Genomic DNA, 13,820 nt, shown 5'->3' with positions numbered 1-13,820 from the left:
GTCTAGGACCACGGGCCGATCACAAGCCCCTTGAACACTGACAGCGTCCACGGTCATGAGGTTTCCGAACGGATGGGTCGGTGGCGCGGCGCTGATCGCCGGGCCTGTGTTGTTGGCGGGAACGCTGTTGCGGTCGCCGTTCCACTTCTTCTTCCCTGACCAGCTCAAGGCTCTGCACGAGCACCCGGAACTGGTGCGGGCGGCCTACACCGCTTTCCTGGCGGGCAACGTCGTGCTGTGGGCGGCGGTCGCGCACCTGGTGCAGCGGATCGGCACCCGGTGGGCTGCCTGGGGCGGGGTCCTGGTGACGGTCGGGTTGTTCGCGCGGACCTTCCACGCCGGCGTCGACCAGGCCGCCTTCAACGCCACCGGGCAACTGGGCGTCGAGCGCGCCACGGCACTGGTCGCCGGCGGGTACGGCGAGCTGCACCTGTTCAGCGCCCTGTCGTTCACGATCGTTCTCGGCTGGTTCGTGCTGGCGTTCGCGGCGTACCGCGCGAAGGCGTTCGGGCTGGTCAGGTCGGTGGCGCTGGCGACCGCGGGGTTGTTGCCGCTCGGGGTGTTGAAGGGCACCGAACCGCTGTCGGTCGTCGGCACGGCCGGGTTGTGCGTCGCGCTGGTGCCTTTGGGCGTTCGGGTGTTGCGGGAGCTGCCGCGGCCGACGAGGAAGAACGTGCTGACGGCCGTGCCCGTCGCGCTCGGGTTAGGGGCTCTCGCCGTCCTGAGCACGCTCGGATGACGCGAACGGCAGCGCGAACCAGAGGCCCGAGAAGACGACGAACGCGAACGCGCCGACCACGATCGCGGGCCAGCCGCCCAGGACCACCTCGGCGAGCAGCAGGACGGTGCCGGTCATCGCCAGAGCCAGGAAGGCCAGTCCGACCACGGCGAACGTGTTGCCGTGGTCGACCACGTCCTCGCGGCGGCCCTGGCGGAACAGGACGCGGTGCCACGCGGCGGGCGCGGTGAGGAAGGCGACGGCGACAGCGGCGCAGAGCACCGTGACCAGGTGGGTCACCCGGATGTAGTCGCTGACGGAGGCGTACTTGTCGGTGAACGCGATGGAGAGCAGGAAGCCGAACAGGATCTGCACGCCGGCCTGGGCCACGCGCAGTTCCTGCATCAACTCGTTGACGTTGCGCGCGAGCCTGCGCTGGTCGGACTCCTCCGCTTCACTCACGAATCCCGCGTACCCACCTCGAGGCGGTTGAAACCCCAAGATGCAGAGCTGGACCGTTGGCGCTAAGCAAGGGGTCCATGAAGACGCTTGCAGTCGCGGTCTCCGCCGCGCTCCTGTTCACCGGAACCGCGCACGCCGACCCCGCGACCGTGGCCCACACGTCCGCGACGTTCGAGAGTTACCGCGACAAGGCGAAGGCCGTCACCTACGACGCGAAGGTCCCGGCCGGTGCGAAGGTCACCGTCGTCGGGGTGCCGTCGGTCGGCGGACGGACGACGGTCCTGTTGGTACTCAAGGGATTGCTGCCGAACCGGGCCTACGGCGCGCACGTCCACGTGAAGAAGTGCGGCGCGGCTCCCGCCGACTCGGGCCCGCACTTCCAGAACGTCAACGACCCCGTGCAGCCGTCCGTCGACCCGGCATACGCCAACTCCCGCAACGAGATCTGGCTCGACGTGCACACGGATGCCAACGGGTTCGCCTACTCGGACTCCACTGTGGACTGGCAGTTCACCGAACGGCACGCGCAGTCCGTGGTGCTGCACAACGAACACACGCACACCGGACCCGGCGAGGCGGGCACCGCCGGGCCACGACTGGCGTGCGTGAACGTCGCCTTCTAGACCTTGTTGATCACGAAGAAGTCCGTCACGAACGCGACCGGGTCGCCCGCGGTGTTGCGGCCGACCCACGTCGGGTAGACGCCGTCGCCCCACCCGGTCGAGAACGCCACGACGTTCAGGCCGGAGCGGGCGTCGGTCACGTTGGTGGGACCACGCCCGCCGCCCACCGCGCCCAGCGCGTCGATCAGGTCGCAGTTGCCCAGCTCGTCGTCGCTGACGAGGCGGTCGACCGCCGTGGCCGCGGCGAGGTCGAAGAACGCGCCGGTGCTCGACTTCACCTCGTACCCGAACTCCGGCATCACCGGCAGCATCGGCACGTGCTCACCCGGCACGACCGCCGGACGCCACGAGTACGCGGGCTCGTCCTTGATCGTCACCTTCGCGGCCGCGACGCGATACCCCTGCCGCTCGTCGGGAACGCCGTCGCCGTCGATGTACGACACCAGCGAGACCGACACCGGGTAGCTGCCCGGCTCGACCTCGTCGGTGAACGCCTCCGCGTCCTCCGGCCAGACGACGAACGGGTCCGCCGCCACGAGCCTGCCCGTCGGCAGGGCCAGCTCACCCACCTGTTCGACGGTGATGACCTGCTGTTCGCCACCGCCGGTCGACCTGCCGACGGGTCCGTCGACGAAGAACCGCTCGAACCCGGACCTGATCAGTGCAACCGCCCCCATGAGCTAGGCCACCTCCAAGGGCATGTTGGCAGAAGGGTCCGACACCCGATCGGGGCACCTTGGGTGTTCGCCGTGAGTGAAGACCCCAGGTGGCGCAACGAATCCGCTGCCACGCTGGTCAGCATGGGAACGATCGACGTGGTGCGCGGCGACATCACTCGACAGGAAGTCGACATCATCGTCACGGCGGCGAACGAGTCGTTGCTCGGCGGCGGGGGTGTCGACGGGGCGATCCACCGCGCGGCCGGGCCGAGGCTCGCGGAGGCCGGCGCGGAGCTCGCGCCCTGCCTCCCGGGGCAGGCCGTCGCCACTCCCGCGTTCGACCTCGCGCCGGTGAAGCACGTGATCCACACCGTCGGGCCCGTGTGGGAGGGCGGCGGGCAGGGCGAGGACGAGGTGCTGACGAGCTGCTACGTCCGGTCGTTGCGGCTGGCGCGGGAGCTCGGGGCGCGGAGCATCGCGTTCCCGGCGATCTCGACGGGGATCTACGGGTTCCCGGCGGACCGGGCCGCGCGCATCGCGGTCGCTGCGGTCCGCTCGCAGCCGGTGATCGAGCAGATCCGGCTCGTCGCCTTCGACCAGGAGACCTTCGACGCCCTGACCCGGAGCCTGTGACCGAGATCGCGGCGCGGACGCCCCGCTGGTCACTCACGGTGAAGATCACGGCAGGTCAGTGCCGTAACCTGGTCACCGTGTCCGTTCCCTCCACGCTGAAGATCGGCCCGTTCGCCGTCGACCCGCCCGTCGTGCTGGCCCCCATGGCCGGCATCACCAACGTGGCGTTCCGGCAGCTGTGCCGTCAGTACGGGGCCGGGCTCTACGTCTGCGAGATGATCACCGCGCGCGCCCTGGTCGAGCGCGACCCGATGACCATGCACATGATCACGTTCGACGAGGGCGAGAGCCCGCGGTCCATGCAGCTCTACGGCGTGGACCCGAAGAACGTCGGCGAGGCCACGAAGATGATCGTGGACGAGGACCTCGCCGACCACATGGACATGAACTTCGGCTGTCCCGTGCCCAAGGTGACGCGCAAGGGCGGTGGCGCCGCGCTGCCGTACAAGCGGGAGCTGTTCCGGCAGATCGTGCGGGCCGCGGTCCGCAACGCCGGGGACATGCCGGTCACCGTCAAGTTCCGCATCGGCATCGACGACGACCACCTGACGTACCTCGACGCCGGGCGCATCGCGGCCGACGAGGGCGCACAGGCCGTGGCACTGCACGCGCGCACGGCGTCGCAGCGGTACTCCGGCAAGGCGGACTGGTCGGCCATCGCGCGGCTCAAGGAGGCCGTGACGAGCATTCCCGTGCTCGGCAACGGCGACATCTTCAGCGCCCAGGACGCGCTCGACATGGTCGCCGAGACCGGGTGCGACGGCGTGGTCGTCGGGCGCGGCTGCCTCGGCAGGCCGTGGCTCTTCCGGGACCTGCAGGCGGCGTTCCGCGGCGAGCCCGTCCCCGAGGGGCCGACCCTCGGTGAGGTCGCCGAGGTGCTCAGGACGCACGCGCGGCTGCTCGCGGCCCACGACGGCGAGAACAAGGGTCTGCGCGACCTGCGCAAGCACATGGCCTGGTACTGGCACGGCTTCCCGGTCGGCGGGGACACGCGGCGGGCGTTCGCGATGGTCTCGAGCCTGCAGGAGCTGGACGACCTGATCGGCACGCTCGACAAGTCCGTGCCGTTCCCCGCGAACGCCGAGGGGCCGCGCGGCCGGCAGGGCTCGTCGGCGAAGGTGGTGCTACCCGAGGGCTGGCTGGACGACCCCGAGGACGCCACGGTGCCGTCCGGCGCGGACGTGATGCACTCCGGTGGCTAAGCGACTCGTGGTGCTCATGGCCGCGCTCGCACTGCTCGCGGGCTGCGGCGGACCGATCGCGGGCAAGGCGCGCCCGGCCCAGCTGGGTGACGACGAGCGGACGAAGTTCAAGGACTACTACGCGCGGGTCAACTCCGCAGGTGACGAGGGCGCGGCCCAGCAGGCCGAGCTGCTGAAGGACACGCAGCACCCCGACTTCCGGCAGAAGACCTGCGACCTGCGCGGCGCCACCATCAAGGTCGAGCCGACCTGGGCGACGCTGCGCGCGGACGCCGACTGGGCGCCCGCCGGCGAGAAGGCCCACCCGCGCGGTGACGTCTACGTCGTGGCCGTCACGATCACGATCCGCCAGAAGGACCAGGTCATCGGCAGCCAGATCGGATCGATGCACGTCGTGCTCCTGGACGACGAGGTGTACGGGTTCGCGCCCTGCCTCGGTGGCTGAGCGAGTTGTTGATCTTCCAAGCTCACTGGATCGGAGCAGTTGACGGTCAACCGGACGGGGGAAATCCCGTCCACAGGTGTCCTCGTAGCTCAAGCGCCGCCTCTCCGGGGACGACACCTGGCAGGTAAGGAGGTGACCGCGATGACCGCACTGCGACCCGAGACCGCAGAGATCCAGCAGGCCGACGCCAGCGTCGACAAGCAGGGTCCCGGCCTGGTGGGGCTGCACGAGTCCATCGCGACGTTGCTCGCCTCCCGCGGCCAGTGGCGCCAGGCGTACCAGCACCTGCGTTCCGCGCTCGACCTCGTCCACGCGGACCAGGTCGAGGAGCCGCACGTCCCGGAGCAGCTGCGCCGCGAGGTCGACAGGCTGCGCCGGGAGCACGCCGAGGCACGCGAGCAGAGCCTGCGCGACAGCCTCACCGACTCCTACAACCGCCGTTACCTCGACCAACGGCTGATGGACCTGCTGACCGAGCACGGAGCGTGCCGGCACGGGCTCGCCATCGCACTGATCGACCTCGACTGGTTCAAGCAGGTCAACGACACCTTCGGCCACCTCCTGGGCGACCGGGTGCTGCAGCGCGTGGTCGAGTTGCTGCAGCAGGGCCTGCCGGAGGGCGCCTTCTGCGCCCGCTACGGCGGCGAGGAGTTCGTGCTCGTGCTGCCCCGCGTGGACGCCGCGAGCGCGGTGGAGATCGCCGAGGCGGCCCGCGAACGTGTCGAGCGTCACCCCTGGCAGGAGATCGCGCCGGGGTTGCGCGTCACGGTCAGCGCGGGCCTCGCGTACGAGCCGCCCGCGGACGAGGCGCCGGAGCGTCCGGCGGTCGGGGCCGAGCAGCAGCTGCTGCGCGCCGACAGCCTCCTCTACACGGCCAAGCAGTCGGGACGCAACGCCGTGGCGTACCGTGCCGACGGACGGGTTCGCCTCGCAGGTGCTGCCTCGGGCAGGCGTGCGATCGCCGAAACACGTGTTCTCGGTTACTACTGAGTGACCTGGCTCACCCGTTCAGGGCAAGCGGACTGCGCGTAATCGCGTACAGATCGCAGCCGTATCACCCGGAGTGGTCGTCAGAACTCGGCTACATCCGTAGTATCGCGGGCGCAACTGACACGCCGGTGATGCAACCCTTGTGTCCCGGTCGTCGTCACTTCGTAATGACGAACCGCTTTTGCTTCTGACCCAGAAGGGAGATTGGGTGCCCGACGACCCCCGACGTGGCGGCCCCTCTTCCCGTGGTGATCAGGATCCCCAGCACGACCAGCCGACCGGCCGTAGACGTCGCTCGATGGAAGGCTCTGGGGGCCTGAGCGTCTCGGACCTCATCGAGCAGCACAGCAGGACGGACATCCCCCGGCCCGTTCCGCCTGGCTCGCCCGACGCATCCACGACAGGCAGGCGTGCCCTGCCCGATCCCCCCGCGACCAGCGGCAGGCGCGCTCTGCCCGACCCGCCGGTCCGCCACCAGCAGCAGCCTCCGCAGGCACCGCGGCAGCAGCCGCCCGCGGCTCACCGGCCAGGTGAGCAGACGGGTGCGCGCCCGCGGCCAGAGCAGGCACCGCAGAACTTCACCGGCGAGCAGACCGGCAGGCGGCGCAGGGCCGAGAGTCCTGAACCGGCCGGCCCGCCGCAGACCGGTCCCCGGCCGAGGCCTGTCCAGAACCCGGAGCAGAGCGGCTCCTACCGCGTTCCCGGTGAGCAGACCGGCCAGCGGCCGAGGCCCGACGCGCCTCGCCGCCCGGCACCCGGCGAGCCGGGCCAGCCGACCGGCACGGTCCGGCGGCCGGCTCCGAACGGCGCCCCGCAGGCGGGGCCACCGCCGCGCAGGCCTGTTCCGGGCGACGTCCCGTCGTCCAACGGCATCCCGCGGCCGCCCGCACCCGACGGCACCGCGAACGGCATGCCCAGGCCGCCGGCTCCCGGCGACCCGCGGCGGATGCCTCCCGGTGACGTGCCCTCCGCGAACGGCATCCGGCGTCCCGTCCCCGGTGTCGCGCCTGAGGCAGGTCTGCCGAACGGCACGGTCCGCAGGCCCGACGCCGGTGGGGCACCGCCGCGCAGGCTCCTGCCGGGCGACGCGCCGTCGTCCAACGGCATCCCGCGCCCGCCGGTGCCCGGCGAGGCCGCGCAGCCCGGTGGCCCGAAGCGCCCCGGTGAGCCGAACGGCCTCCAGCGTCCGCCCGCCCCGGGAGCAGCGCCGGAGGGCCCCGCGCCCCGTCGCCTCCTGCCGGGCGAGGCACCGTCCTCGAACAGCATTCCCCGTCCTCCGGCCCCCGGCGAGGGTCCTGATCCCGCCGGACGCCGCCCCATGCCCCCGAACGGGGACGTGACGGGCAGGCAGCCGATGCCGTCGCGCGCCGAGTCGAGCGGCCCCCGGCCGATGCCCCCGAGGGCGGAGTCGAGCGGTCCCCGTCCGGTCCCCGGCGGCATCGCGAACCGGCTCGGATCCGAGCCGGCGGACGAGCCGAAGGCCGACGCGCCCGGCCCCGAGGCCACCCAGATCGCTCCGGCGGCGGGTGTGGCCAAGGTCGAGAAGCGCGAGGACATGGACCCGTTGAGCCTCACCACCGAGATGGAGGCCATCGGCGACGACGTGAAGAAGCGCCGCGAGGTAGACCACACGCTCGCGCGGTTCTCCGCGGTGCACGACGAACTGCTCGAGCAGGAGCGCCAGCGCAAGGAGCGGCGCGCCAAGCTCATGCCGTGGGTCAAGGAGGGCGACGACGGCGACCTGGTCGACGAAGCGACCGAGTACGCCGAACCCGTTGCCCTGGACGAGGAGGACGGCGAGCCGCGGGTCACCGGCCGCACGCCCCAGCAGCGCAAGCTGATGCGCACCGCGCGGATCGGCGCGATCGCCGCCGCGGCCGTCGTGTTCGCGTCGACGGGCATCGGCTGGACCGCTACGAAGTGGGCCGACTCCAAGTTCCAGAAGATCGACGCGCTCGGCGGCAACTCGCAGGCCGTGCTGCAGGCGGACAAGCAGCTCGGTGACGAGAACTTCCTGCTGGTCGGCTCGGACACCAGGGCAGGCGCGAAGGCGGGTGACAACGTCGGCACCCAGGAGCAGGAGGGTGGCGCGCGGTCGGACGTGATCATGCTCGCGCACATCCCGAAGGACCGGAAGCGCATGGTCATCGTGTCGCTGCCGCGTGACGTGCGCGTGGACCGCCCGGACTGCCGGACGTGGAACCCGGACAACGGGCAGTACGCGGGTCCGCTGGCGCCGGAGAAAGAGGTCATGGCGAACTCCGTCTACAACGACGGGGGGCCCGAGTGCGTGGCCAACATGATGACCCAGCTGACCGGTCTCAAGATCAACCACTTCGTCAGCATCGACTTCGTCGGCTTCCGCGAGATGTCGACGGCGATCGGCGGCGTGGAGATCTGCACGCCCACGAAGATCGTGGACGACGAGCTCGGCGTCGTGATCGACAAGCCGGGCAAGCACGTCCTCAAGGGCGACCAGGCGCTGTCGTACGTGCGCGCCCGCAAGGTGCAGGCGCAGGGTGACAGCGGCACGGACTTCGACCGCATCAAGCGGCAGCAGGGTTTCCTGTCGGCGATGCTGCGCCAGGCGCTGTCGAACGAGGTGCTGCTGAGCCCGACCAAGCTCAACAACTTCATCAACGCGCTCACGAAGTCCACGGCAGGTGACAACATCGACGTCGCCTCGCTGCTGGAGCTCGCGAACTCGTTGCAGAGCCTCGAGGCAGGCCGCGTCTCGTTCGTGACGATGCCGCACTGGACCGACGAGGGCCCGACGTTGTCGAACAACGACAACATCGAGCGCCTCAAGAACGACGACATCAAGGCGTTGTTCCAGACGATCATCGACGGAACCCCGCTGCCGCAGGAGAAGGCGGCCGAGCCGAAGCCCGGCGACGCCAACCCTCCCGCCCAGCAGCCCGGCACCGTGATCGACCCCAAGCAGGTCAGCATCCAGGTGCTGAACGGGGACGCGTCGAACGGCGGCGCGGCCGACCGGACGGCGAACGCGTTGGCGCAGAAGGGCTTCCAGATCGCCACCCGCGGCAACGCGCCCAGTGCCGAGAAGACGATCATCAAGTTCGCGAAGGGCAACGAGAACAAGGCGGCCACGCTCAAGGCCGCGGTGCCCAGCGCGGAGCTCGTCGAGTCGCCCGAGATGGGCGGCGCCATCGAGTTGGTGATCGGCAAGAACTTCGACGACAAGGTGCAGGCGCCTCAGGGCGGCGACCAGCAGGGCACCCCGCAGGGACAACCCCAAGGTCAGCCGGGCAACGATCTGTCCATTGTGAACGCGGCACAGGACCCCTGCGCGGCGAAGTGATTCGCCTGGGGTTCACCTCCGGTTCATCCTGGCATGTCGCTGCCGCGATGGTCGGGACGTAGGCTGAGCGCATGCGCGAGGCCTACCACGACTCTCTAGAAGAGCTCGCCGAACGACTGGCCGACATGACCGGCATGGTCGCCGAGGCGATGCAGAACGCGACCGCGGCCCTGCTGGGTGCCGACCTCGGTCTGGCCGAGCAGGTCATCAGCGGTGACCAGAAGGTCGACGACGTCCGCTCCAGCATCGAGGAGCAGTCGTACGCACTGCTCGCCCTGCAGGCACCGGTCGCGACCGACCTGCGCACGGTGCTCGCGGTGATCCACGCCGCCGAGAGCGTCGAGCGGATGGGCGACCTCGCCCTGCACGTCGCGAAGGCCGCACGCCGCCGGCACCCGGCGTCGGCGCTGCCGGACGACGTCAAGCCGTACTTCGAGGAGATGGGCCGCATCGCGGTCAAGCTCGCGAACGAGGCCGCGGAGATCATCCGCGCGAAGGACGTCGACCGCGCGCGCAACCTCGAAGAGGAGGACGACGCGATGGACGACATCCACCGCCACCTGTTCTCCGTGATCATGGACAAGGAGTGGCAGCACGGCGTTCCCGCCGCGGTGGACGTGACGCTGCTGGGCCGCTTCTACGAGCGCTACGGCGACCACGCCGTGTCGGTCGCCAAGCGCACGGTCTTCGTCGTCACCGGCCGGATGCCCGGCTACGGTGGCGACGACAACCTCTGATCCTCAAGGCTTTCCAGGTCTCACTGCACCCGGCCCCGCGTCCTGCTCAGGACGCGGGGCCGATTTCGTTCAGCGGAACTGCCCATCGCGCTCTGCCACCAGCTCCGGATCGGCGTAGGCCTCCGAGAACTCGGCGAGCACGGTGGGCAGTTCTTCGTCCCACACCGCGCGCGCCTCGTCCCGCGGCAGGTCCCGCGCGTCGACGGTGAAGTACGCCCACGCGCGCACGATGTCGGGCAGCAGCGCCAGATCCGCGTCGGACACGTGCAGCTTCGCGGCCACGTCGAGGATCAGCACGGCGGTCAGCGACGCCGGTCCGTAGACGACGGGGTCGCGGTTCTGTTCCACCGCGGCGGAAGCGACGATCCGCGCGAACGCCCGCGCGGCCTCGACGTCCGCGATCCCGTGCTCCGAAGCCAGGAACGCGTCGACGACCTCGTCCGTCCTCTCCGGACGGACGGAGGGGATCTCGTACTCGCTGGGCACCAACGCGCTCACGCGGGCGTCGGCGAGTGCGATCAGCTGCACTGGGTGCCGCACGTCCTCCTCGCCCATGAGGCCCTCCTCGGCCTCCTCGTCCGGCCCGTCCGCCCAGAACTGCTCGACGTCCGGCCACACGCGGTCGTAGACGTCGCTCGCGCTCAGGGCGGTGATCTCGTCGCGGAACGCCTCGGGCGTGGAGGCGATCATGTCCTCCAGCAACGCGACCGTGCCCTCGTCCGGCGTGGAGAACAGCTCGATCGCGGTGGCGCCGAGCACCGGCTGGCGCATGAACAGCACGGTCTCGCCGACGCCCGCGCGCTCCTGCGTGATCGCGATGACCTCGACGTCGCCCAGCAGGTTCGTGACGAGGAAGGCGTCACGGAAGTCCGCGACGGTGCCGGCGACGTACCACGGCGGTTCGGCGACGCCGCGTGCCGCAACGACTTCGGCGGCCGCGAAGGCGGCGGCCCGGCTCTCCTCGGAACCCACACCGGACAGCGCGCGCAACGCGGTGAGCGCCGCGGGGTCGTCCATCGCCTCCAGCGCCTCGATCAACGGCGCGGTGCCGGATCCGGCCAGCCAGAGGGTGGCGTAGAGCTCGCTCGCCCAGGCGTCCGCGAGCAACCAGGACTCGGAACGCACCGCGGCCGCCGACTCGAGCAACGCCCCGTACGGGGAGTTGTTCTCGGGCCTGCGGCCGGGTGCCTTGCCTTGCTTCTTCTTGCGGCTCTTGCTCTGCGGGCTCACCCGCAGCAACTTAGTGCAAGCCGGGTCTTTAGCCGAACCGGCCGGAGATGTAGTCCTCGGTCGCCTTCTGGCCGGGGTTGGAGAAGATCTTCTCCGTGTCGTCCACCTCGATCAGCTGTCCGGGCTGACCGACGCCCAGCAGGTTGAAGAACGCGGTCTGGTCGGACACGCGCGCCGCCTGCTGCATGTTGTGGGTCACGATGACGATCGTGTACTCCTTCTTCAGCTCGGTGATCAGGTCCTCGATCGCCAGCGTGGAGATCGGGTCCAGGGCCGAGCAGGGCTCGTCCATGAGCAGCACGTCGGGCTGCACCGCGATGGCACGCGCGATGCACAGACGCTGCTGCTGACCACCGGAGAGGCCGCCGCCCGGCTTGTCGAGCCGGTCCTTGACCTCGTTCCAGAGGTTGGCGCCGCGCAGCGAGCGCTCCGCCACCTCGTCGAGCTTCTTCTTGTCCTTCACGCCCGAGAGGCGCAGGCCCGCCACCACGTTGTCGCGGATGGACATCGTGGGGAACGGGTTGGGGCGCTGGAACACCATGCCGATGGTGCGGCGCACCTCGACCGGGTCCACAGTGGACGCGTAGATGTCCTCGCCGTCGAGCAGCACCTTGCCCTCGACGCGGGCGCCCGGCGCGACCTCGTGCATGCGGTTCAGCGAACGCAGCACGGTCGACTTGCCGCAACCCGAGGGGCCGATGAACGCCGTGACGTTCTTCGGCGGCACCGCGAGCGAGACGTTCTCCACGGCGTGGAACTTGCCGTAGAAGAGGTTCAGGTCCTTGATGTCGAGTCGCTTGGCCATGTCCGCCCGCTCACTTCGTCTTCGGCGCCAGCGCCCGCGAGATCACGGTCGCCAGGAGGTTGAACAGGGTGATGAGGACGACGAGGGTGATCGCCGCGCCCCAGATGCGCTCAAAACCGGCCTGCGTCGGGTTGTTGCGCTCGTTCACCATCATCAACGGCAGCGAGGCCATCGGGCCGTCGAACAGGTTGTAGTTGATGAACGGCGCGTACGCCGCGAGCACCAGCACCGGCGCGGTCTCGCCCATGACGCGGGCGAGGGCGAGCATGATGCCGGTCAGGATGCCGGAGAGCGCCGTCGGGATGACGATCTTGACGATCGTCTTCCACTTCGGGATGCCGAGCGCGTAGGAGGCCTCGCGCAGCTCGTCCGGGACGATCTTGAGCATTTCCTCGGTCGTGCGCACGATGACCGGGACCATCAGCAGCACCAGCGCGATCGACACGGCGAGGGCGCTGCGGCCGAGGCCGAACGTCGTGATCCAGACCGTGTAGACGAACAGCGCGGCGACGATCGACGGGACACCGGTGAGGATGTCGACCATGAACGTCGTGGACTTCGCCAGGCGCGAGCGGCCGCCGTACTCGACGAGGTAGATGGCGACCATGATGCCGATCGGCACCGAGATCACGGCGCAGACCAGGCCCTGGACCAGGGTGCCGTAGATCGCGTGGTACGCGCCGCCGCCCTGCTGGCGGGCCAGCAGACCGGACATCGACTTCTGCCACCAGTCACCGTCGAGGATGACCGGGAAGCCGCGCTGGATGACGGTGTAGAGCACCCACACCAGCGGGATGATCGCGATCAGGAACGCGCCCCAGACGAGTCCGGTGGCGATGCCGTTCTTGATCCGGCGCGAGACGCTGACCGACTGGAACGTCGGCGGCGTCGCGAGGCGCGTGGGGTCGGCGAGGTTCGTGCTCACTCGTACTCCTTGTGGCCGGCGACGATCGAGCGCGCGATGGCGTTCACGACGAAGGTCAGCACGAACAGCACCAGACCGGCGGCGATGTAGGCGCCGGCGGAACGCGGGTCGTTGAACTCGGGCGCGGCCAGCGCGATCTTCGAGGCGAACGTCGAACCACCGTCGAACAGCGACCAGCCGAACGAGCTGGTGGCGGTGCTCAGGATGATCGCGACGGCGATGGTCTCACCGAGTGCGCGGCCGAGGCCGAGCATCGAGGCGGAGACGTAACCCGCCTTGCCGAACGGCAGGACGGTCGTGCGGACGACCTCCCACTTGGTCGCGCCGAGCGCGATGGCGCCCTCGACGTGCATCGTGGGCGTGCGCTCGAAGACCTCGCGGCTGACGGCCGTGATGATCGGCAGGATCATCACCGCGACCACGATGCCCGCGGTGAAGATGGTGCCGCCGAGCTGCACGTTCACGTTGCCCTTGGCGAACAGCGGGATCCAGCCGAGGTTCTCGATCAGCCACTCCGAGAACGGGAAGAGCACGGGGCCGAGCACGAACAGGCCCCACAGGCCGAAGACGATCGAGGGGACCGCGGCCAGCAGGTCCACCACGTACGCGAACGGCCGGGCGAGGTTGCGCGGCGCGTACTGCGTGAGGAACAGCGCGATGCCCAGTGCGATCGGCATGGCGATCAGCAGGGCGAGCAGTGCGACGACGACCGTGACGAGCGTCAGGTCGAGGATGCCGAACCGCAGGTTGGACGGGTCCGTGGTGTTCCACTCGCGGCTGGTCAGGAAGTTGACGTTGTCCAGCCCGAGCGACGGGATCGCCTGCAGGATCAGGAACAGGCCGATCGCGCCGATGAGGACGACGATGAAGACACCGGACCCCGTCGCCAGGCCGCGGAAGATGCGGTCACCAGGCCGGACGTGAGGTGCCTTGGTCGTTTCTGGAGCTTCCGGTGTCGGGGGAATCGGAGCCTCCGAGGCGTGGGGAGCAGCCGCGACGCCCCGCTCCGCACCGGTGTCACCGGGGCGGGCGGGGCGCTTGGCCACGACGGGATCTTTCATCGCGTCTG

Annotated in this window: 14 protein-coding genes; 8 read left to right on the top strand and 6 right to left on the bottom strand. The window is 69.9% G+C overall.

Going from position 1 to position 13,820, the window contains the following annotated elements; all coding sequences use genetic code 11:
• Positions 1 to 55 precede the first annotated feature (55 nt).
• The gene (locus tag BMY74_RS21935; protein WP_089918850.1) at positions 56 to 739 is read left to right on the top strand and encodes a hypothetical protein; all 684 of its coding nucleotides are present in this window, start codon (positions 56 to 58) and stop codon (positions 737 to 739) included.
• Here the strand turns inward: BMY74_RS21935 and BMY74_RS21930 are convergent.
• Positions 704 to 1,180 (bottom strand): DUF6328 family protein, encoded by a 477-nt coding sequence (locus tag BMY74_RS21930; RefSeq protein ID WP_089918848.1) that lies wholly within the window; start codon positions 1,178 to 1,180, stop codon positions 704 to 706. The genes BMY74_RS21935 and BMY74_RS21930 overlap by 36 nt on opposite strands.
• Before the next feature lie 77 nt (positions 1,181 to 1,257).
• Between BMY74_RS21930 and BMY74_RS21925 the strand changes: the two genes are divergently transcribed.
• Entirely contained in the window at positions 1,258 to 1,803 is a 546-nt protein-coding gene (locus BMY74_RS21925; RefSeq protein WP_089918846.1) for a superoxide dismutase family protein, read from the top strand.
• Here the strand turns inward: BMY74_RS21925 and BMY74_RS21920 are convergent.
• Entirely contained in the window at positions 1,800 to 2,480 is a 681-nt protein-coding gene (locus tag BMY74_RS21920; RefSeq protein ID WP_089918844.1) for a DUF4241 domain-containing protein, read from the bottom strand. The genes BMY74_RS21925 and BMY74_RS21920 overlap by 4 nt on opposite strands.
• Positions 2,481 to 2,603: 123 nt before the next feature.
• Between BMY74_RS21920 and BMY74_RS21915 the strand changes: the two genes are divergently transcribed.
• The 6 genes from BMY74_RS21915 (at position 2,604) to phoU (ending at position 9,791) form a co-directional block, all read left to right on the top strand.
• The gene (locus tag BMY74_RS21915; RefSeq protein ID WP_089919133.1) at positions 2,604 to 3,095 is read left to right on the top strand and encodes an O-acetyl-ADP-ribose deacetylase; all 492 of its coding nucleotides are present in this window, start codon (positions 2,604 to 2,606) and stop codon (positions 3,093 to 3,095) included.
• 68 nt (positions 3,096 to 3,163) lie between these two features.
• Entirely contained in the window at positions 3,164 to 4,297 is a 1,134-nt protein-coding gene (dusB, locus tag BMY74_RS21910) for a tRNA dihydrouridine synthase DusB (protein WP_089919129.1), read from the top strand.
• The gene (locus tag BMY74_RS21905) at positions 4,290 to 4,742 is read left to right on the top strand and encodes a hypothetical protein (protein WP_245786281.1); all 453 of its coding nucleotides are present in this window, start codon (positions 4,290 to 4,292) and stop codon (positions 4,740 to 4,742) included. Before dusB ends, BMY74_RS21905 begins: the two co-directional genes overlap by 8 nt.
• Positions 4,743 to 4,883: 141 nt before the next feature.
• Positions 4,884 to 5,732 carry a GGDEF domain-containing protein gene (locus BMY74_RS21900; RefSeq protein WP_089919127.1) on the top strand — a complete coding sequence of 283 codons (849 nt, stop codon included), beginning with the start codon at positions 4,884 to 4,886 and terminating at the stop codon, positions 5,730 to 5,732.
• Positions 5,733 to 6,030: 298 nt separating this feature from the next.
• Positions 6,031 to 9,054 carry an LCP family protein gene (locus BMY74_RS46675; protein WP_143091656.1) on the top strand — a complete coding sequence of 1,008 codons (3,024 nt, stop codon included), beginning with the start codon at positions 6,031 to 6,033 and terminating at the stop codon, positions 9,052 to 9,054.
• 71 nt (positions 9,055 to 9,125) lie between these two features.
• A complete protein-coding gene (phoU, locus tag BMY74_RS21880; protein WP_089918836.1) occupies positions 9,126 to 9,791 on the top strand; it encodes a phosphate signaling complex protein PhoU in 666 nt (221 codons plus the stop codon).
• Positions 9,792 to 9,860: 69 nt separating this feature from the next.
• Here phoU and BMY74_RS21875 read toward each other — a convergent pair whose 3' ends face one another.
• From BMY74_RS21875 to pstC, 4 genes are read right to left on the bottom strand one after another with little or no spacing between them, the layout of a single operon-like run.
• The gene (locus BMY74_RS21875; RefSeq protein ID WP_089918833.1) at positions 9,861 to 11,021 is read right to left on the bottom strand and encodes a hypothetical protein; all 1,161 of its coding nucleotides are present in this window, start codon (positions 11,019 to 11,021) and stop codon (positions 9,861 to 9,863) included.
• Positions 11,022 to 11,049: 28 nt separating this feature from the next.
• Positions 11,050 to 11,826 (bottom strand): phosphate ABC transporter ATP-binding protein PstB, encoded by a 777-nt coding sequence (gene pstB, locus BMY74_RS21870; protein ID WP_089918831.1) that lies wholly within the window; start codon positions 11,824 to 11,826, stop codon positions 11,050 to 11,052.
• Between the two features lie 10 nt (positions 11,827 to 11,836).
• Positions 11,837 to 12,751, bottom strand: a complete 915-nt coding sequence (gene pstA, locus BMY74_RS21865; RefSeq protein ID WP_089918829.1) for a phosphate ABC transporter permease PstA — start codon at positions 12,749 to 12,751, stop codon at positions 11,837 to 11,839.
• Positions 12,748 to 13,812 carry a phosphate ABC transporter permease subunit PstC gene (pstC, locus tag BMY74_RS21860; protein WP_089918827.1) on the bottom strand — a complete coding sequence of 355 codons (1,065 nt, stop codon included), beginning with the start codon at positions 13,810 to 13,812 and terminating at the stop codon, positions 12,748 to 12,750. The genes pstA and pstC overlap by 4 nt, the downstream gene beginning before the upstream one ends.
• Positions 13,813 to 13,820 lie beyond the last annotated feature (8 nt).

The sequence above is a fragment of the Lentzea albida genome (genome assembly GCF_900111005.1).
Taxonomy (GTDB): Bacteria; Actinomycetota; Actinomycetes; order Mycobacteriales; family Pseudonocardiaceae; genus Lentzea; species Lentzea albida.
Note: the sequence above shows the minus strand (reverse complement) of the source record. Positions and strands in the feature narration are given on the sequence as shown.